General features: G+C 63.4%; 18 protein-coding genes and 1 pseudogene. 12 read left to right on the forward strand and 7 right to left on the reverse strand.

Annotation, left to right across the window (positions count from 1 at the left end; translation table 11 throughout):
• Window positions 1–6: 6 nt before the first annotated feature.
• Window positions 7–249 (reverse strand): hypothetical protein, encoded by a 243-nt coding sequence (locus HMI60_RS07160; RefSeq protein WP_193590833.1) that lies wholly within the window; start codon window positions 247–249, stop codon window positions 7–9.
• A gap of 70 nt (window positions 250–319) precedes the next feature.
• Window positions 320–583: pseudogene (locus HMI60_RS07165) on the reverse strand (IS30 family transposase); the annotation flags it as partial.
• A 402-nt stretch (window positions 584–985) separates the two neighbouring features.
• Between HMI60_RS07165 and HMI60_RS07170 the strand changes: the two are divergent.
• The 3 genes from HMI60_RS07170 (at window position 986) to HMI60_RS07180 (ending at window position 4184) form a co-directional block, all read left to right on the forward strand.
• Window positions 986–2500, forward strand: coding sequence for a M23 family metallopeptidase (locus HMI60_RS07170; RefSeq protein WP_193590834.1), 1515 nt, complete (start codon window positions 986–988; stop codon window positions 2498–2500).
• Window positions 2501–2595: 95 nt separating this feature from the next.
• Window positions 2596–3078 (forward strand): glutathione peroxidase, encoded by a 483-nt coding sequence (locus tag HMI60_RS07175; protein ID WP_018778081.1) that lies wholly within the window; start codon window positions 2596–2598, stop codon window positions 3076–3078.
• Window positions 3079–3218: 140 nt separating this feature from the next.
• Window positions 3219–4184: a phosphodiesterase gene (locus HMI60_RS07180; RefSeq protein WP_018778080.1), complete on the forward strand. Its 966-nt coding sequence runs from the start codon at window positions 3219–3221 to the stop codon at window positions 4182–4184.
• On the opposite strand, the gene HMI60_RS07185 is transcribed toward HMI60_RS07180, so the two are convergent.
• Window positions 4162–5577: a stealth family protein gene (locus HMI60_RS07185; protein WP_370584099.1), complete on the reverse strand. Its 1416-nt coding sequence runs from the start codon at window positions 5575–5577 to the stop codon at window positions 4162–4164. The two genes, HMI60_RS07180 and HMI60_RS07185, sit on opposite strands and share 23 nt — an antisense overlap.
• 229 nt (window positions 5578–5806) lie before the next feature.
• A complete protein-coding gene (locus HMI60_RS07190; RefSeq protein ID WP_193590835.1) occupies window positions 5807–6727 on the reverse strand; it encodes a hypothetical protein in 921 nt (306 codons plus the stop codon).
• 145 nt (window positions 6728–6872) lie between these two features.
• Between HMI60_RS07190 and HMI60_RS07195 the strand changes: the two genes are divergently transcribed.
• Both HMI60_RS07195 and HMI60_RS07200 read left to right on the forward strand, forming a co-directional pair.
• Window positions 6873–7172 (forward strand): type II toxin-antitoxin system VapB family antitoxin, encoded by a 300-nt coding sequence (locus HMI60_RS07195; protein ID WP_018778077.1) that lies wholly within the window; start codon window positions 6873–6875, stop codon window positions 7170–7172.
• Between the two features lie 58 nt (window positions 7173–7230).
• Entirely contained in the window at window positions 7231–7875 is a 645-nt protein-coding gene (locus HMI60_RS07200) for a LytR C-terminal domain-containing protein (RefSeq protein WP_020608530.1), read from the forward strand.
• Between the two features lie 76 nt (window positions 7876–7951).
• On the opposite strand, the gene HMI60_RS07205 is transcribed toward HMI60_RS07200, so the two are convergent.
• Window positions 7952–8647, reverse strand: a complete 696-nt coding sequence (locus HMI60_RS07205; RefSeq protein WP_018778075.1) for a TetR/AcrR family transcriptional regulator — start codon at window positions 8645–8647, stop codon at window positions 7952–7954.
• A gap of 117 nt (window positions 8648–8764) precedes the next feature.
• On the opposite strand from HMI60_RS07205, the gene HMI60_RS07210 reads away from it, so the two are divergent.
• From HMI60_RS07210 to HMI60_RS07230, 5 genes are all read left to right on the forward strand, one after another.
• The gene (locus HMI60_RS07210; protein WP_039239608.1) at window positions 8765–9763 is read left to right on the forward strand and encodes a LacI family DNA-binding transcriptional regulator; all 999 of its coding nucleotides are present in this window, start codon (window positions 8765–8767) and stop codon (window positions 9761–9763) included.
• Between the two features lie 181 nt (window positions 9764–9944).
• Complete coding sequence (locus HMI60_RS07215; protein ID WP_193590836.1) at window positions 9945–11279, forward strand: extracellular solute-binding protein; 1335 nt, start codon at window positions 9945–9947, stop codon at window positions 11277–11279.
• A gap of 35 nt (window positions 11280–11314) precedes the next feature.
• Complete coding sequence (locus HMI60_RS07220) at window positions 11315–12262, forward strand: carbohydrate ABC transporter permease (RefSeq protein WP_079581607.1); 948 nt, start codon at window positions 11315–11317, stop codon at window positions 12260–12262.
• Window positions 12263–12264: 2 nt separating this feature from the next.
• Entirely contained in the window at window positions 12265–13161 is an 897-nt protein-coding gene (locus HMI60_RS07225) for a carbohydrate ABC transporter permease (RefSeq protein ID WP_018778071.1), read from the forward strand.
• 52 nt (window positions 13162–13213) lie between these two features.
• Window positions 13214–14752, forward strand: a complete 1539-nt coding sequence (locus tag HMI60_RS07230; RefSeq protein ID WP_193590837.1) for an alpha-N-arabinofuranosidase — start codon at window positions 13214–13216, stop codon at window positions 14750–14752.
• Window positions 14753–14832: 80 nt separating this feature from the next.
• Here the strand turns inward: HMI60_RS07230 and HMI60_RS07235 are convergent, their stop codons facing one another.
• Window positions 14833–15591, reverse strand: coding sequence for a DsbA family oxidoreductase (locus HMI60_RS07235; RefSeq protein ID WP_255520247.1), 759 nt, complete (start codon window positions 15589–15591; stop codon window positions 14833–14835).
• A gap of 68 nt (window positions 15592–15659) precedes the next feature.
• Between HMI60_RS07235 and HMI60_RS07240 the strand changes: the two genes are divergently transcribed.
• The gene (locus tag HMI60_RS07240) at window positions 15660–16733 is read left to right on the forward strand and encodes a glycosyltransferase family 4 protein (RefSeq protein ID WP_193590838.1); all 1074 of its coding nucleotides are present in this window, start codon (window positions 15660–15662) and stop codon (window positions 16731–16733) included.
• Window positions 16734–16785: 52 nt separating this feature from the next.
• The gene (locus HMI60_RS07245) at window positions 16786–18921 is read left to right on the forward strand and encodes an amylo-alpha-1,6-glucosidase (RefSeq protein ID WP_193590839.1); all 2136 of its coding nucleotides are present in this window, start codon (window positions 16786–16788) and stop codon (window positions 18919–18921) included.
• Here the strand turns inward: HMI60_RS07245 and HMI60_RS07250 are convergent.
• Complete coding sequence (locus HMI60_RS07250; protein ID WP_018778066.1) at window positions 18918–19448, reverse strand: GNAT family N-acetyltransferase; 531 nt, start codon at window positions 19446–19448, stop codon at window positions 18918–18920. The two genes, HMI60_RS07245 and HMI60_RS07250, sit on opposite strands and share 4 nt — an antisense overlap.
• Window positions 19449–19513 lie beyond the last annotated feature (65 nt).

Here is a 19513-nt window from a genome sequence, read left to right on the forward strand (position 1 = left end):
CTTAGATCAACCCTTTTTGGCCAGACTTTCCAGTGTTGAAAGAACCAGAGGACGAACGTCTGATGCCTCGGAGTACGGCACACTGCTTCCAGGCGAATACAGCGAAAGAACGTACAGCAACGCTTCCGTCCGGTCGTCGCCGAGATACTCGTCGATAAGAGCTCGTTCCAACGCCTGTGCAGCATGCATGGACTCGTCGCCGCAAAGGAACCGATCGGCTGATTGCTGGAGTCTTTCTGAAACGCTCATGGTGCCGTTACCGTAGCAAGACTTCTAGTCATGTGGCGCTTCCCGCAAAGGGATCGGCGGATTCAGGCTGTCATTGCAACAGGAGTCCTTCGATCAGTTCGATCGGTTTTCTGAACTCTAGTCTTTTGCGTGGTCGGTCGTTGAGTTCCTGTGCGACCCAGTCTAAGTCTTCGGCGCTGTGGATGCTCAGGTCGGTGCCGTTGGGGAAGTGCCGGCGCAGGAGGCCATTGGTGTTTTCGTTGATGCCGCGTTGCCAGGGTGAGCGCGGGTCGCAGAAGTAGATGTCGATGCCGGTGTCTATTTTCACGGTCTTCCATTCCTGCATTTCGATGCCCCCTCCGCTAAGTCGTGCAATCACGGCAAGAACCCAAGGGTCCTCCACCGGCCACCGTCGATACTCACTCGGCGCGCATCAATACTCCCTGCGTTCCAGGGTTTCCCGAAGACCCGCCCGCGCGAAGGCCCGCCCGTGAGGCCGCCCGCAAAACTGCCGGTAAAGGGGCCCTTAACGCAACGCATTCACTCGACGGTAGGGGTGCTTTTTGAGCCTGTCGGTTTCCATGAGTATCCACAGCAAAAGCGCCCCCGGCGAAGCTCAAGACGTCTTGAGCAAAAACTGATCCAACCTTTCGCTCCACGGCGCCCGCGAAGCCTTTATTTCTGAGGTGATACCCGCAACAATGGTGCTTGCACGCCAGGCTGGGGTTTGGTGCCGCTGGCTTTTGGGGAGTGTTTTGTGGGCAAGCATCATGAATCAGACCGGGCGATTGACCTGATCCGCACTGAAAAATTCCGCCGCGTTCTTATCGCCGGATGCCTTGCGGCCCTGGCCTTCTTCGCCTTCGGCTTCCAGCCCCTGACGTCCGTCCCCGTAGGAAATGTGGACGGAACAGTTGCCCAGGGCGTCGTAGGCCCCACGGCATTGGGGAGCCTTACCCCGCCGGAAGCCGAAACCATGGTCATTGACCCCACACAGGCGCCCCCCGAGCAAACGCCCGGCACGCCAATGGTCTTCTTTGACCGGGCGATGGTCCGGACAGTAAGCAAGGACGGTTCCACCGGGCTGACGGTGGCTTCGGCCGGACTCTCCCGTCCGCCCGCCGGCAGCCTTTACGCCCCTCTCGAAGTCCTCAATCCTAGTTCCCCCTACGGTTACCGCTACAGCCCACTGACCGGGCTGGCCGGTGAGTTCCACTGGGGGCAGGACTACGCTGCAGCTTGCGGAACGCGTGTTTATGCGGCCGACGCCGGCGTGGTCCGCGCGGTTGGCTGGCACATCTGGGGTGGCGGCAACCGGGTGGAGATCGAACACGGCAACGGCCTGGTCACCACCTACAACCATCTTCAAGCCATCGGAGTGACGCAGGGCCAGTCGGTCCGCGTCGGCGAAGTCATTGCCGAGGTTGGCACCACCGGTTGGTCCACGGGATGCCACCTCCACTTCGAAACAATCGTGAACGGACTCCACACCAACCCCAACGGTTGGACGTACCTGCCCATAAAGCAGGTGGATCCGCTGCAAACCATGACGTTCGTGAACTACCAGCCGGGAGTTGGCACGGGAGCCTCCGCGCCCCAGTGGGCCGTCCCCGTTGCCGACGGCACCAACCGCGCCGTCATCGGCGGCGAACACGAAGAACCCGTCGCGCCACCAGTGGTGGTCCCGCCCGTCACGTCAGTCAACCCGCCCGGCCCTGTGGTGACGTCACCGACACAAACCACGACGCCGGTACCGTCACCGTCCGTGACGGCGACGCCGACAGCCCCCGCGACGCCGACGGTCACCCCGACGCCGACGGTTACCCCTACGCCGACAATCACGCCGACACCCACCGATACTCCGACGTCCCCGCCCGCGGTTCCTGAAACCACCACAGCTCCGGTTGCGCCGACGGATCCGGTATCAACCGTCCAGGCACCAACCGTCCAGTCAGCTGTCGCACCGCCGCCGGCCGCCGTCGTCGAACCACCCGCACCGCCCGCACCCGCGGTCGTGGAGCCCGCACCCGCACCTGCGGTCGTGGAGCCGGCACCTGCGGTGGCACCGATCGTTCCTACGGTTACGCAAGCCGTGGCACCCGCTCCGACGCCTGTGGCCCCGGCACCCGCGCCGACGCCGGTGGCGGTCCTCCCGTCCGCGCTTCCGGTTGTGACGCTCCCGCCCGGTTACATCCTGATCGCACCGGACCTGGTCCAGCGGCCGGACGGCGTAATCGTGCCTTTGTCCACGCTCGTCATTCCCGCTCCCTAAAAACCGCAAGGGCCTGCATTTCGTGGCCCTCAGCCGGCTCCCGTAAGCTCGATGGCGGCGATCCCGCCAGCCGAAGACGTCAGGAAGCGAATCCCATGACCAGCCTTTACAGCATTCCCATCACGTTCAATGACGGCTCCGAAGGTGACTTCGGACGGTTCCAGGGCAAGGCTGTAATGGTGGTGAATGTGGCTTCGGAGTGCGGCTTCACCCGTCAATACGCGGGCCTTGAGGAACTGTACGGCAAGTACCGCGGGCAGGGACTGGAGATTCTCGGCGTCCCCTGCAACCAGTTCGGCGGCCAGGAGCCGGGTGCAGATGCGGAGATCGCGGAGTTCTGCGAGCGTAACTTTGGTGTCACGTTCCCGCTGACCAGCAAGGCGAACGTCCTGGGCAAGGAGCAGCACCCCCTTTTCGCCGAGCTCACCCGGGACGACGACGGCCAGCCCGTCAAGGTGAAGTGGAACTTCGAAAAGTTCGTCATCAACCGGGCGGGAGAACTCGTGGGGAGATTCCCATCCGCAGTGGAGCCTGACTCCGAAGACCTTTTGACGGCAGTGGAAAAGGCGTTGGCGTAAGCCGCCAAACCTGAAGGGAGGAAAGTAATTTTCCAACATTCCGCCGGAAATTAGCCAGTTGTTGGCTTGTTGTCTGGTTGGATTGGCCCTACTGGATTGACACGGGAGACGCCGTCTCCCACCAAACGCTAAGGCAAGCTATGGAGCTCATCGAGGCAGAGTACCCCCACCCAGGTCATGTGCTTTTGCACTTGAGCGATCTTCACCTGGTGGGTGGTCCAGGCACGCTCCACGGCTCAGTCGACAGTTCTGCCCGGTTGCAGGAGATCTGCCAACAGATCATTGCTTCCCGGATCAAGCCCGCGGCCATCATTTTTACCGGCGACCTCGCGGACAAGGGCGAGCTCGAAGCCTACAAGCGCCTCCGCGTCATGATAGAGCCGGTCTGCGACGCCCTGGGTGCCAAGGCGATCTGGGCCATGGGAAACCATGACAACCGGGCCAACTTCCGCACCGCCTTCATGGACGCCTCGGAGGCAAGCCAGCCGCAGGACCCTGTTGACCGCAGCTACTTCGTCGATGGACTCCGCATCATTACCCTGGACACCACGGTCCCGGGCCACCATTACGGTGAACTGTCCGAGGCCCAGCTGGACTGGCTGGCAGCCGAGCTCGCGACCCCGGCGCCGGACGGCACCATCCTGGCGCTGCACCACCCGCCGGTCCCGTGCGTGCAGGACCTCGCGGTCCTGGTGGAGCTGCGCGGCCAGGCCGCTCTGGCCGCCGTCGTCCGTAATACCGACGTCCGGACCATCCTGGGTGGACACCTGCATTACTCCACGACGGCGAGCTTCGCCGGCATCCCGGTGTCCGTCGCCTCGGCGACGTGTTACACCCAGGACCTGGGCGTGCGCGCGGGCGGGCAACGGGGACGCGACGGCGCCCAGTCCTACAACATGATCCACGTGTACGAGCACACCATTGTGCACTCCGTGGTGCCGATGTCCGGCGGTGTCACCGTGGGCGAACCCGTGGACGCGGCGGAGGTTCAGCGGCGACTGGCCGCTGCCGGCATCCGCATTCCGCACGAGTCCCGTGTGGGGGCCCACACTTCCCCGGGAACCCTGACATCGTCCTTGCCGCTTATTTCTCCCAAGGCGCCTTGACCGGGAAGTACTTCTCCAGGAAGTCGGTCACCAGCTCAGCTCGTTCTTCCGAGTCAACCTCAGGGAAGCTGCCGTCGTTCAGGCAGAAGAAGTCCATGTGACGCTTGGCCAAAAGCTTGGGCAGGTAGTGCAGCCCGGCCCACATGGTGGTGTCCACATACCTGACCTTGGCGGCGGTCTGCGTCACGGCGCGGCCGGTCAGCAGGGCGTAATAGTGGTACAGCGAGTTGGTGACCGAAATGTTGTCCGCGGCGCGGAAACGGCTGCCTGCGGTCTTGGCGAACTCGGCGGGGAATTCCTTCTCCATCTGTGCCACCACGCTGCGCCGTAACGGGGCAGCGGTGTGCTCCAGGTGCCGCGTGGTGATGCGGCCGAACCGTTCCCAGAGAAGCTTGCGGTTGACGCGGGCGGCGTTCTCAAAGCCGCTGCGTTCGGCGTCGTTCTCGCCCAGGCCGATGCGGGTGTCCGCCTCGATGAACTTGGTGATGCCGCCGGGCGTGAAGAACATGTCCGGTCCCACGGGCCGGCCAAAGAACATGTCGTCATTCGAGTACAGGAAGTGCTCGGACAGGCCCTCGACGTGGTGGAGCTGGCACTCCACTGCCTGGGAGTTGTGGGTGGGCAGCACGGAAGGATCGGCGAAGAATTCCTCGCTCCGAACGATCGTCACGGCAGGGTGGTCGGCCAGCCACTCAGGGGCGGGAGAATCGGTAGCAATGAAGATCCGCCGGATCCACGGCGCAAACATGTGCACCGAACGCAGCGCGTACTTGAGTTCGTTGATCTGCCGGAAACGGGCCTCATGGTCATCGCCTTCACCAAGGACGGCTTCGGCCTGCTGGGCGCGCCTGCGTGCGATGTACTCGGGATCGCTGCCATCAACCCAGGAAAAGACGATGTCGACGTCGAAATCGATGTCACTGGCGTGGTCGGCGAACATGTTCTCGATAGTGGGCCAAGCCAAACCATGCCGCTGCACGGTTCCGCGGACGGCGTCCTGCCGGAGCATGGTCCGGCGCGTCAGTGAGTTCTCCACGGGGAGTTCCAGGTGGTCGCCTTCGAACCTCCACAGCTCAAGCTGGACGCCCAAGGCGGGGCCGTACCAAAGCCCGCCGCCGACCTCGACGCGGGGGCGGTACAGGCGGAAGATCCGGGCCTTCCTGTTGGCCGAGAGTTCGCCGTCGGCCACCAGCACGGAGGTCTTCTTCCTGGCGTCCACCGTCATGGCGTAGAAGGGCTCATTCTTGAAGGCAGCAGCCAGTGCATCCCGGACGTCCTTGCGGGACTCCCAGTCGACGGCGATGACCGGGCGTTCATCGTTGCCCCGCACCAGGATGAAATCGATGCCTGCGGCATCCAGCGCGGCCCGCACAGCCAGGAGGTCCGAAACCATGGCCTGTTGAGGTGTCAGGTCGCTGTTGATCAGGGCGTACCGCCCACGGTGACGGACGACGTCGGACCTGTGCTTGAGATGCGCGACGACGGCAGGCGAAACCGCCTCCGCAATCGTGTCCTCTTCGACGGAAGGGCTGCCGTGGTAAATCGGATCGACCTGTGCTTGTGTGATGGCTGTTTCTCCGGGATCTTCGGTGTTTCTGGGTGTAGGTGGTGCTGCGTCGCCGCTAGATGGCCAGGGCCTCGCGCCAGCTGCGGAGGAACGCTCCGCCGGCGTCGTCGTGGATCACGTCCTCTGTAAGGTCAAGGTCTGCGGCAGTCAGGATGGTGTAGGGCTTTACCGGTACGCCGTCCGCGGGCCGGACATCCACGTGCTTCACGTCATGATCGTTGTGGTGTAGCCAGTCTGCCATGGCGTAGTCCGTCCGGGAATCTCCCACGGTGCGCCAGGAGAGCGGGGTGATGCCCTGGGCGGCCAGGAGTTCAACGGCCCGGCTTGCTCCAAGGTCCTTGCCCAGGCGCACGGACTCGATGTCCGTGGAGATGATGGTGGGGTCCAGACGGTAGTCCGCGGTGTCATCGGATCCGGGCGCGTGATGGTCCAGGATGGCGGCACTGAGGCCGTGCCGTTCCATGATGCCCAGGGCGTCGGCGTCGAAGAGTTTCTGTTCAGCCAGGTAATCCGCGCTGGCTACGTTCAGGTGCTGCTCCACGGAAACCATGGCGCGCTTTGTCTCATCGAAGAACATGTGGGCGGAGTAATCCTCGGCCACCAGCCGGCGGATATCGTCGCCGTAGGCCTTCGGTACCGCGAGTTCGTGGTCCACGTGGATGGGGCCGGGGCCGTCAGCGGTGTAGCTGAACCACACGGCTCCCTTCTCGCAAATGGCGTGGATCACCGTGTTGGCGGGCATGCCGGCGGCGATCATGGGTTCCATGACCTGCTGGGCGATGAACGCGTCCGAGCGGCCCGTGTTGAAGATGACCGGGATTCCGGCTGAGGCAAGGGCCAACATGTCGGCGATGATGTCCGGTTTGACGTCGCGCGTCACAGGGCTGGCTATGGGGCCATCGACGTCCAGCAGCAGGGCCAGTGCGGGCTCGGTGCGGGCAGCGGCACGGTCAGTACCTGGGAACGGTTGGGTCATGCCCCTATTCTGTCAGTCCCGCAGACCCACCACACAGCTATGACGTCTGTGACGCCCCGCGAAGGATAGTCACCTTTTGGCTACAACCTGCCTGTGCCGCGGGTCACAAGTTCCGTTACGGCGGTATCTTCCATAGTCTTGCAGGGTGATCTTCAAAGCTGTGGGCGAGGGACGCCCGTACCCTGACCATGGATACTCCGCGCCCAGGGACTGGGCTGCCCTGCCCCCGCGCCCTGTCCGCCTGGACGATCTGGTCACCACCAAGCGGACCTTGGACCTGGAGGCATTGCTGGCGGAGGACTCCACTTTCTTTGGCGATCTGTTCCCGCACGTGGTCCAGTACCAGGGCGTGATGTACCTCGAGGACGGTCTTCACCGGGCGGTCCGCACGGCGCTGCACCAAAGGACTGCCATCCACGCACGTGTATTGGTCATCGATGGCTAGGCTGTCCGGTCCGGGGGAGGATAACTCCCGGCCAAAAAAACGTAAGCGTCCCAAAGATGTGACGCAGCTCCATGGCCACCGTGTTGTGACGGGGCCGGAGCTACGGGCAACCTTTGCCGACGACGCCCCGGTCCGGCGAGGCAGCTTCGGGCGTCGTTTGTTCCACGGCATTGTCCTGGTGGTGTTGCTCGGAGTGATCGCCGCGGGAGCAGTTGGTGCCTGGGCGGTCATGAACGGCGTCATCAAAGTCCCGACGGCGATTGCCAGCAAAGCCCCCACCAGCCTGTGCCCTTCCACCACTTTCGACTACGTGCCCAACAACACCGTGCGGCTCAACGTCCTCAATGCCACGTCCCGCGGCGGACTCGCGGCAACGGTAGCCGACCAGTTCACTGCCCGTGGATACACAGTGGCGTCCGTGGGCAACAGTGACACCACATATTCAGGCATCGGCGTGGTGGTGTCCGGGGTCAAGGGCCAAGCAGCCGCCTTCAACATCCAGCGCAACCTGGCGGGGACTGACTATTTCCAGGACAACCGCGAAGACGAATCGGTGGACGTCATCATCACCCCGGGTTATGAGGGTCTGGTGGAGCCGCAGCTGGTGGATCAGACTCCCGGCAAGCTCCTCTGTCCGCGTGAGGAACTGCGGATCGCGGACAACTCCAAGTGGCCCATCATCCCCACACGACCCGCAGGCTGACACGCTTGCCGGTTTTCGCCACTCAAAGTCGTGGGCGACGCGGGGATTTGCGTGGCGTCAGCCCGTTTGGGTGGCGCTAAACAGTTGGGGTAGCGGTGGCCAGCAGGACCGGCCTGCCGGCGTCGTCGAAACGCGCACCCGCACCCAACTGGATGAAACGCACAGTCTGCGCTGTCTGCGCCTCTTGCGCGGCAAGAAGCCCGACGTCGGAGGCCGGGGGCGGCGGGGGAGTCCCGCCGTCGGGCGTCCGGTTGCGTCGCGCGGCACTTGCCGACAGTGTGCCGTGGATGAGCCGCGCGAGCTGGGTGACGTCGATGTCCGGAAGGTAGCCCTGGTGGACACCATCCCGGAGGATGTCCTCGAGCAAGGCGTTGAGGTCGCCCACGTGGTCGGCGAGCTTGGCGAAGGAGCCGGGGGAGAGGACGGCTGCCATGGCCGGACCCGGCGGCAGGTGGCGTCGGCTGAGGTCCTCCACCTGCGCGCGGACGTAGAGGGCCAGCCGGTCCACCGGGTTCTGGAGCGCGGCCAGGGATTCCCGGAGGTCGACGATGAAACGTTCGGTCTCGTCCAGGGCGTACGCGATGAGGAGCTGCTCCATGTCCGCGTAATAGTTGTAGACGGCTGTGCGGCCAACGCCTGCATGGCGGGCGACATCGGTCATGGTCAATCCGGGCAGGCCATGGGTGAAGAGGAGCTCGCCGAAGGCCGTGAGAATCCGACGTTGGGTCTCGGCGCGTTGGGCAGCGTTGGTGGGGGCCGTGATCCTGGGCATATAGACACTTTACAGTGATCTGTCAGCAAACCGGGTCCCGACGCGGTACCCGGGGAACCGGGCGGTAACATCGTGGAAAACGGGAAAATCCGTAAAACATTGCAGCAAGGGGGCGTCTTGCGCGCAACGGTCAAAGACGTAGCGCGCCGCGCGGGGGTCTCACCCAAAACGGTCTCGAATGTCATGAACGGAATCGTTCCGGTGAGTGGACCTACGCGGCTGAGGGTTGAGCAGGCCATGCAGGAGCTGGACTACGTCCCCAACCTCTCGGCCCGTGGACTGCGCAATGGACGCTCGGGTGTGATCGGCCTGGCATTGCCCAACCTCGGCACCCCGTTCTCTGCGGAACTCGCCCAAAGCCTCGTTGAAGTTGCCCATGCCCGGGGCTGGAGCGTGCAGATTGAAGAAACCGGTTCCGACCCCCAACGGGAACAGGAACTGATGACACGTGCGCGGGCCAACCTGATCGATGGCCTGATCCTGAATCCCGTTGTTCTCGATGAGAGTGCCGTGCGGGTGGGTGTGGCGTTGCCTCCGGTGGTCCTGTTGGGTGAGGTGTCGCAAGAACTCGCCGACCGCGTTTTTGTGGACAGCTTTGCCGCGGCCCGGGATATGACCTTGGCCCTGGCCCGCCCGGGGCGGCGCCGCATAGCGGTACTGGGCATCAACCAGGGAAGGAAATCGGCCACCGCCATCCAACGGACCCAGGGATATGAGGCAGCCCTGCGCTCCCTGGGCATCCCGCGGGACGAATCCCTCATGATCGCCTGCGATGAATGGACGCCTGGCTCCGCGGCTGAGTCCGTCATGCGGTATCTCGACAGCAACCCGCTGCCGGAGGCACTCTTCTGCTTCACGGATTCAATGGCCCTTGGTGCCTTGAACGCTTTGTGGAAGCGCGGCGTGCGGGTTCCCGAAGACATTGCTGTGGCCGGTTTTGACGATATTGCCGATGGCCGGTTCGCTGTACCGTCGCTCACCACCGTGTCCTTTGACAAACGCATGATCGCTTCCGAGGCGTTGCGCCTGCTCACCGAACGTATGGCGGACAGGGGCCATGGACAGCGCATAGTGTCCGTTCCGTACAGCATCGAAGAGCGGGACAGCACCCGATAGGTTCCCGAAAAGAGAAATTGTTGGCGCTAACAATTTCTCTTGCCCTGCCTATTACAACGATGTAATGTGAGACCTGCGTCACCCGGGGGCCACCTTTTACCCACGCGTGGAGACGCAGCGAAGTCGGACTTTCGTGCAGCATTGTGTGTCCTTTCAGCGGACCCTTCCAAAGGAGTGACGGGTGAAGCAGTTTGAAACTTTGACCGGGAGAAGTTTGTCCCGGAGACAGCTATTGACAGGCTCGGCGCTGCTGGGCGGCGGGCTTTTGGCCACGGGCCTCACAGGATGCGGCGGATCGGCGGGAGCCGCGGCCGTCCCGACCATCAACTTCTGGCACCTCCTCTCCGGAGGAGACGGCACCAAGATGCAGGCCATGATCGCCAACGCCAACAGCGCCAATCCGGGCTTCAAGGTCCACCCCACGGTCTTGGCCTGGGGACCGCCCTACTACACCAAGCTGGCCATGGCATCGGCCGGCGGACGGCCGCCGGAAGTAGCCATCATGCATGCCAGTCGGGTTCCCGGCTACGCCCCCGGCGGCCTCATCGAGCCCTGGGACCTGGGCCTGCTGGCAGAGAACGGCATCACGCCGGAGAACTTTGCCCCGCGTATCTGGGAAAAGAGCCAGCAGGACGGAAAGGTGTTCTCGCTCGCACTGGACTCCCACCCGTTCATCATGTTCTACAACACGGACATCGCCGGTAAAGCGGGGCTCCTGGAAAGCAACGGCCTCTTGCAGGAAGTGAACTCGCCGGACGGATTCAAAGCCATGGCACTGGAGATGCAAAAGGTCACCAAGGCCCACGGCCTCTCCTTCGGATACCTGAACCTCGGCTCGCAAATGTGGCGCCTGTTCTACACGCTCTACAAGCAGCACGGGGCCGAGATCGTACTGACTCCAGGTCAGCCCATGCAGGCCGACAGGGACGCTGCCGTTGAGTCACTGGAATTCATGGCGTCGCTCTTTGATGACACGATCGCGGCCAAGGGCAACGACATCAACACCGGTATCGCCGAGTTTGTCAGGGGCGACTCGGGAATGCTCTTCAGCGGCGGCTGGGAACTGCCCACCATGAAGAAGGCCAAGCTTCCGGTTGACGCTGCCACCATCCCGACGCTCTACGGGACGCCTGCGTCGTACGCCGATTCGCATTCCTTCGTGCTTCCACGGCAACTCGCGGTGGATGAAGAAAAACGCAGGGACGCCTACAAGTTCGTCAGCGACATCCTCAAGGGTTCGTTGTCGTGGGCCGAGGCGGGGCACATCCCGGCATACCAGCCCGTAGTGCAGTCGCAGGCATACCGGGAACTCACCCCTCAAGTCCACTATGCCAACGCCGCAGACATCATCGCTTACGACCCCGAGGCCTGGTTCAGCGGATCAGGCTCGGACTGGCAGAACTATTTTGCCGAGTACATCCAGAACGTACTTCTGGGACGCAGCAAAGCAGCTGAGGGGTGGGACGGTTTCGTGGCCCGCACCAACGACCTTCTATCCCGGCCCAACCCGGTCTGACCGGCACAGCACACCGAGCGACAAAGGAGTCCTTCATGAGTTCCTCTACAGTGTCCCGGCAGACCAGCCAAGTACGGACAAAACCCACTCCCGGCACCAAGACCGGGCCCTCCCTGCGCAGCAGCAGGGACAACGTGAGCGGCTGGACCTTCGCGGCGCCGTTCCTCGTCTTCTTCCTCGTGTTCCTTGTGTGGCCAATCCTGTACGGCTTCTACATGAGCCTGACGGGCAAATCCCTCACGGGAGCCAACGACGTCCTCATTGGTTTTTCCAACTACTCCGAGGCCTTTGCCGATGCCGGTATGTGGCGTTCCCTGGGAAACACGCTCTATTTCACCGTGATCAGCACCGTGCCATTGGTGCTGGTGGCGTTGGTGATGGCTGCGCTGTTGAACATCGGCCTTCCCGCCCAGTGGCTTTGGCGGCTTTCCTACTTCGCGCCCTTCCTTCTGGCATCAACGGTTGTCTCCCTGTTCTTCGTCTGGATGTACAACCCGCAGCTCGGACTGATCAACGATTTCCTGTCCAAGTTCGGCATCCCGAAGATCGGGTGGCTCAACGATCCCAATGTGGCCATGTGGTCGATCGTGATTGCAACGCTCTGGTGGACCGTGGGATTCAATTTCCTTCTGTACTTGGCGGCAATGCAAAACATTCCCGCTCAGCACTATGAGGCGGCATCGCTGGACGGTGCCGGAGCCTGGCGGCAGTTCTTCTCCATCACGCTGCCACAGCTCACCCCCACCACGGTGATGATCGTGCTGCTGCAGATCCTCGCTTCCCTGAAGGTCTTCGACCAGATCTACCAGATGACGTCCGGCGGTCCGGGCGGATCGACCAGGCCCGTGGTCCAGTACATCTTCGAAACCGGGTTTACCGGATACCGGCTGGGATACTCCGCAGCCATCTCCTACATCTTCTTCGGACTGATCGTGCTGGTCTCTGCCTTGCAGTTCGTCATCACCCGCCGCAGGAGTGCATAGCCATGGCAAATACAACCCTCACCCGATCCATCCCGCGCAGCACTGCCGGCCAGGTCATCCGCCAACCACGCAAGAAGCTGACAGTGGGCAAGGCCGCAGCCGTCGTGGTCGCCGCCGTCCTCGCTGTCCTGTGGTTGGTTCCCTTCGCCTGGGCAACGGTCACCGCCTTCAAATCCGAAGCGGACGCCTCGGCCTCGAAGGTCAGCTGGATCCCGCCGTCGGGCTTTACGTTCGACGCTTTTGCCAACGTCTTCCAAGCCGGCAACATCCCGCTCTGGACATGGAATTCGCTCTACACCTCCGCTGCGATCACCCTCATCACGCTGGTGATCTCCGCCCTCATCGCTTATGCATTGTCCCGGATCGAGTTCAAGGGCAAGAAGGTACTGATGACGGCCATCATCGCCAGCATCATCGTGCCGCCGCCGGTACTCATGATCCCGCTTTTCTACCAAATGCTCGCGTTCAAGATGATCGATACCCCGTGGGCCATCATCCTTCCGCAGGTGATCCACCCCGCCATGGTGTTCGTCCTCAAGAGGTTCTTCGACCAGATTCCGCGTGAACTCGAAGAAGCGGCCGTGATGGACGGGGCCAGCCGGCTCCGGATCTTCATGCAGATCATCCTGCCGTTGTCCCGGCCGATCCTGGCCGCCGTCGCGATCTTTGTGTTCATCGGCGCGTGGAACAACTTCCTGTGGCCGTTCATCTCCACCAACGACGATTCCCTGCTGACCCTTCCGGTGGGCCTGCAGACCATCAAGAGCGCCTACGGCGTGCAGTACGCCCAGAACATGGCGTCGGCATTGCTGGCCGCGCTGCCGCTGATTGTCGTCTTCCTGTTCTTCCAACGCCAGATCATCAAGGGCATTTCCACCACAGGACTTGCCGGGACCTGACCGGTCCGCATTGCTGCACCACCAGACCTGAAACACACAACCAAGGAGATACATGTCCCGCGCACGCATCACCCTCGATCGCGACTTCACCATCGGGGAGGTACCCCGCCGGCTCTTCGGCTCCTTCGTGGAGCACATGGGCCGCTGCGTCTACACCGGGATTTACGAACCCGGCCACCCGGAGGCTGACGACCACGGCTTCCGCCAGGACGTCCTCAAGCTCGTCAAGGAACTCGGCGCCACCGTTGTCCGGTACCCCGGCGGCAACTTCGTCTCCGGCTACAACTGGGAAGACGGGATCGGTCCACGGGAAAACAGGCCCCGCCGCCTGGATGGCGCCTGGCACACCGTGGAGACCAACGCCTTTGGCCTGCACGAATTCGTCGACTGGTCCAGGCAGGCCGGCACCGAAATCATGGAAGCCATCAACCTGGGCACCAAGGGAGTCGAGGAAGCCCGTGCCATTGTGGAGTACTCCAACCACAGCGGAGGCACGTACTGGTCTGACCTCCGGGCGAAGAACGGCCACAAGGACCCGTTCGACATCAAGCTTTGGTGCCTCGGCAATGAGATGGATGGCCCGTGGCAGATCGGGCACAAGACAGCCGATGAATACGGCCGTCTGGCCCAGGAAGCCGCCAAGGCCATGCGATACGTGGATCCGTCCATTGAACTCGTCGCGTGCGGCAGCTCGAATTCCAGGATGCCCACCTTCGGGGCCTGGGAGCAGACCGTCCTCACGCACACCTATGAGGAAGTGGACTATGTGTCCCTCCACGCCTACTACTTCGAGGAGGAGGGCGACGTCGGCAGCTTCCTGGCGTCCGCCGTCGACACCGACTACTTCATTGAGTCAGTGATCGCTACGGCCGATGCCGTCAGGGCCAAGGGCAAGCACAAGAAGCACATCAACCTGTCCTTTGATGAGTGGAACGTCTGGTACCAGCGCGGCCGGGACACCGAGGACCAGCTGAGCAACATCGTCAAGGCTCCGTGGCGCGAACACCCGCGTGTCATCGAGGACCAGTACAACGTGACCGACGCCGTAGTGGTGGGGACCCTGCTCAACTCGCTGCTGCGCCATGGCGACCGGGTAAAGATCGCCAACCAGGCGCAGCTGGTCAACGTGATCGCACCGATCCTTTCCGAGGAAAACGGGCCGGCCTGGAAGCAGACCATTTTCCACCCGTTCGCCCGGATGGCAGAGCTCGCCACAGGACAGATCCTGCGGCTCTCAGTTGATTCGGACAAGTACTCCAACAACCGGTTCGGGGACACCGACCTGGTGGACGTCAGCGCAACGTGGAACGAGGAAACGGGCCGGGTTGCCTTGTTCTTCGCGAACCGCGGCCTGGAGGAAGCGGCCGACGTCGAGACCGCCCTGCGCGGGTTCGACGCCCGGCAGGTGGTCCGCGCCGAGGTCCTGGAAATTCCCGACGGCGGCGACCGCTTCACCATCAACAGCCAGGACCAGCCGGGCCGGGTTGGGCTCAAGCCGCTGGACGGCGTGAAGGCGACTGGTTCGGAGCTGCGCCTGACGCTGCCCGCCCTGTCCTGGGCCGTCGTCGAGCTTGAGGTGGCGAAGGCCTAGCCCTCGCCAATAAAGCAACGCGGGGTCACTTATGGCCTATCCCAAGAGGGATTTTGGGCCATAAGTGACCCCGCGTTGGGTTAAACGCTGCAGCCGTCCGGGCCGCAGGCCTCGGCGTCGGAAGCGCCGACCGGGATCAGCGGGTTGGCTTCCTGCCATGCCTGGTTCAGGGCCTGGCTGAAAAGTTCGGCAGGCTGGGCACCGGAGATGCCGTACTTGCGGTCGATCACGAAAAACGGAACGCCGGTCACGCCGATGGCACGGGCCTCGTTGATGTCTTCATTGACCTCGTCCGTGAATTTGTCGGACGTGAAGAGTTCGGCAACTTCCTGTGCCGGCAGGCCGAGGGCTTCACCGAGCTCCGTCAGGTACTCCTGGTTGCCGATGTCCTTGCCGTGCTCAAAGTGGTCGCTGAGCAGTCGTTCCTTGGCGGCGTCCTGGCGTCCGTGGCCGGCCGCCAGGTGGATGAGGCGGTGGGCGGTGAAGCTGTTGGCCACAACCACCTTGTCGAAGTGGTAATCCAGGCCTTCGCCCTTGGCGGTCTCCGTGACGTGCGCGAACATCTGCTTGACCTGCTCCGGAGCCATGCCCTTGCGCTGGCTGAGGTAGTCCAGCTCCGTGCCGTCATAATGCCCCGGAACGGACGGATCCAGCTGGTAGCTCTTCCATTCGATGTCCACGGAGTCGCGGTGGGGGAACTGTGCCAGTGCGGTCTCGAAACGGCGCTTGCCGATGTAGCACCACGGGCACGCGACGTCTGACCAGATCTCAATCTTCATGGTTGCGTCAACCCCGCCCGGCTCCAGGGCATTCCGGCGGCGGCCTGTTATTTTCCTCACGGGACGCCTAGCCTTGAGGAGGGTTATGAAGCCAGCCCATGGTTTGGGGGTTATGCGCGGAGGCCCGGATGCGCATTGGACTCATTGTTGGACCATGGTTTACCGTCCCGCCCGAAAAATACGGCGGCACGGAAAGGGTGGTGGACGCCCTCGCCCGCGCGCTGGTTGACGCCGGGCATGAAGTCCTCCTGGCGGCGGCCTCCGACAGCACCTGTCCGGTGCCCCGCATCCCCGGTTTCGGCCCAAGCCAGCCGGATGCGCTTGGCCTGACCCTCAGCGAGCTGGACCACGTCATCAAGGCCTACCGCGGGCTGGGCGGGGTGGACGTCATCCACGACCATACGCTGGCCGGCCCCCTCTATGCCCACCGTCCCCCTGCCATCCCCGTGGTCACCACCATCCACGGCCAGTTCACCGCCCAGTCGGCGGAGCTCTACCGCGCCATGGAGCGGGACACGTCCATCATCGCCATCTCCAATGACCAACGGTCCATGTTCCCGGACCTCAACGTTGCAGCGGTCATCCACCATGGCTTGGACTTGTCCACTGTGTCCATGGGGGACGGGCTAGGCGGTTATGCGTGCTTTGTGGGACGGATGTGCCAGGACAAGGGGCTCATGGAAGCGGTAGCGGTTGCCCGCGAGGCCGGTGTACCGCTGAAAATAGCCGCCAAAATGCACGCCAAAGACGAACAGGACTTCTTCCGGGAAGTCGTGAAGCCGGCCCTGGGCCCGCAGGAGGAGTTCCTGGGTGAACTCTCCGACCCCGAAAAATACGAGCTCATGGGCGGTGCCGTGGCATTGATCAACCCCATCCAATGGCCCGAGCCTTTTGGGTTGGTCATGATCGAGTCACTGGCCACGGGCACACCTGTTGTCGCCACCCCGATGGGTGCCGCTCCGGAAATCGTCAAGCACGGCAAGACCGGCTTCCTGGGCGAGGTCCGGGACCTCGCCGGTTTCCTGGATACCGCCGCACACTTGAGCCGGGCCGAATGCCGGCGCTCCGTGGACGAGTACTTCAGCGCCGGCCGGATGGCTGCCGAGCATCTGGCCCTCTATTCGCGCATCCTTCAACAATTCAGCAGCAAGGGACTTCCCGACGGCGGCTACGTGGAAGAGAATCAGAGGCAGGCCTCGTAGCCAGAGGTCGCTTGTCCGCGAAACCAACCCCGCCAGAGGAGCCCTGCCGCGCATGACCGCTTGGAACGCAGACACGGAAGCCGGAGCATCCGAACTGGGGGCGGTGACCGTCGTCGAAGGCTCGTCCTTCTGCATTTCCGCCCACCCGGGCGACATCCACGCAGGCGGTTCGCAAGGCGCGTATTACCAGGACACGCGCATTGTGTCCCGCTGGGTGCTGCGCATCAACGGCGAACCCCGGGAGCCCCTGGTGGCCCGCAACCCGACGTCGTTCCAGGCTGAATACGTGGGCCGGGCGTGTACCGAGGACGGGCGCTTTGAAAGCCCGCTGCTGGTCCGGCACCAGCGCAGCATCGGATCAGGGCTCCGCGATGACCTCACCATCACCAACTACTCCGGCACCCCGTCAACGTGCACCATCGAGCTGCTGATCGACGCCGACCTCGCCGACCTCTTCGACGTCAAAGGCGGCAGGGTGGGAACCGCCGAGGAAACCATCAAGGCGGCGCGTCAGGACGGGCTGCACATAGACGCCCTGCACTCCAGCGGACAGCGACGGGGAGTGCTGTTCCAGGCGCACGGGGCAAAAGTCACGGAGGAAGGGCTGACGTTCAACGTCACCATCCCTGCCCGTGAGCAGTGGTCGACCACCATCATTGCCCTGCCGCTGGTCAACGGTGAGGCCCCGGACGATCCCTTCACCGCAGGAACGCCCCTTAAACACAGCACGGGAGCACGCCGGCAGACCCAATGGGAGGAGCACGTTCCGCGCATCACGGTCAGCGACCAAAACGTCACGGACGTCCTTGCCCAAAGTCAGCGGGACCTCGGATCACTGAGGATTTTCGACGACGAACACCCCGGCCGTGCCGCCGTCGCCGCCGGGGCGCCGTGGTTCATGGCCCTCTTCGGACGGGACTCCCTGCTGGCCTCCTACATGTCCCTCATGGTTGATCCGAGCCTGGCCGCCGGGACGCTCCAAACACTGGCCGGACTCCAAGGCAGCAAGGTGGACCCCGATTCCGAAGAGGAGCCCGGGCGCATGCCGCACGAGGTCCGGCTCGGGATCACGGCGGGGTTGTCGTTGGGCGGCACCGCCTATTACGGCACAGCCGATGCGACACCGCTTTTCGTCTCCACCCTGGGCGAGTTGAGCCGCTGGGGCCTGGGGGAGGACATCATCGAGTCCCTTCTCCCTCATGCTGACCGGGCCATCGAATGGATGGAGAAGTACGGCGACCGGGACGGGGACGGGTTCATCGAATACCAGCGCCCCAACAACCACGGACTGGTGAACCAGGGATGGAAGGATTCGTGGGACGGGATCAACTTTGCTGACGGCCGGATGGCGGAGGCACCGATCGCCCTGTGTGAAGTCCAGGCCTACGCCTACGCGGCCTACGTGGGCCGGTCCCTGCTGGCGCGTGCGGCGGGCGACACCGCCGTCGAACGCCGTTGCGCGGACAAGGCCGCAGAGCTGAAAGAGGCCTTCAACAAGACCTTCTGGTTGCCGGACAAGGGTTACTTCGCCCTGGCGCTGGACAAGGACAAGAACCCCGTGGATTCGTGTACGTCCAACATGGGCCATTGCCTGTGGGTGGGCATCGTCGACGAGGACAAGGCGCCGCAGGTGGCGGAGCGGCTGATGACCAAGGAGATGTTCACCGGCTGGGGCATCCGCACCCTCGGCTCCGACATGGGTGCCTACAACCCCGTCAGCTACCACAACGGCTCAGTCTGGCCCCACGATACGGCGCTCGCCGCCACGGGACTCATGCGCTACGGCTTCGTGGACGAAGCCAGCCGGGTGGCCAGTGGACTGTTCGACGCCGCCGAGCACTTTGGCGGTCAGCTCCCTGAGCTCTTTTGCGGCTTTGACCGTTCAGAGTTCGCGGAGCCCGTACCGTATCCGACGGCGTGTTCCCCGCAGGCGTGGGCGGCTGCGGCACCGGTCCAACTGGCCCGGATCCTGTTGCGGTTCGATCCCGATTTCACGCGGGACGTGCTCCACTTGGCTCCTATCCTCCCGGAGTCCTTCGGTGGGTTCACGGCCGACAACGTGCTGCTCGGGAGTTCGCGGCTCACCGTGCGGGCGTCCGGTTCCTCGGGTACCGTCAGCGGCCTTCCGGAGGGACTCCATTTGCGCAACGACCCCCGGCCGCAGCTGGCCGGGGACTTGTTTGGCTAGAGCCTGTTCTCCATGACGAAGTCGTGTTCCACCGTGTTGCCGAGCTTGAACGATTTGGTGCCGACGCGCTGGAAACCGCTCTTCTCGTAGAAGCGGATGGCCTTGGCGTTCTCGCTGTTGACGCCCAGCCACACCCCGGATGCGCCCTTGTCCGCGGCCAGGGCCAGGGATGCCTGGATCAGCCGTGCTGCGGCGCCCTTTCCGTGGTGGTCCGGGTGGACGTAGCATTTGCTCAGTTCGGTGGAGGGCTGCGCCGAAAGCACCGAGGCGACGTCGGGGTCGCTTGCCGGCTTGGCGATCAGCATGGTGTACCCGGTGAGCTGCCCGTCGTCGTCGAGCACCATGACCGTGATGTTCGCATCGGCGAGGTATTCCGAAAAGTTGGCCTCGCTGAGTGTCTTCTCAAGGTGCGCCTGGATATCGTCCGGTGAGGAGCCCGGCGGGCACGCCAGCGGGAAGGTGATGGCGGCAAGCTCAGCCAGCTTCCCGGCGTCGTTGGCTGTTGCGGTGCGGATAGTCTCTGGCACGTGGTCCCCCTTGCGAGTTTTTGTACAGGTAATGCCCCTAAGAACGAATCTTAAGGGCATTAGCT

The organism is Paenarthrobacter sp. YJN-D (assembly GCF_015040335.1).
In the GTDB taxonomy this organism is placed as follows: domain Bacteria; phylum Actinomycetota; class Actinomycetes; order Actinomycetales; family Micrococcaceae; genus Arthrobacter; species Arthrobacter nicotinovorans.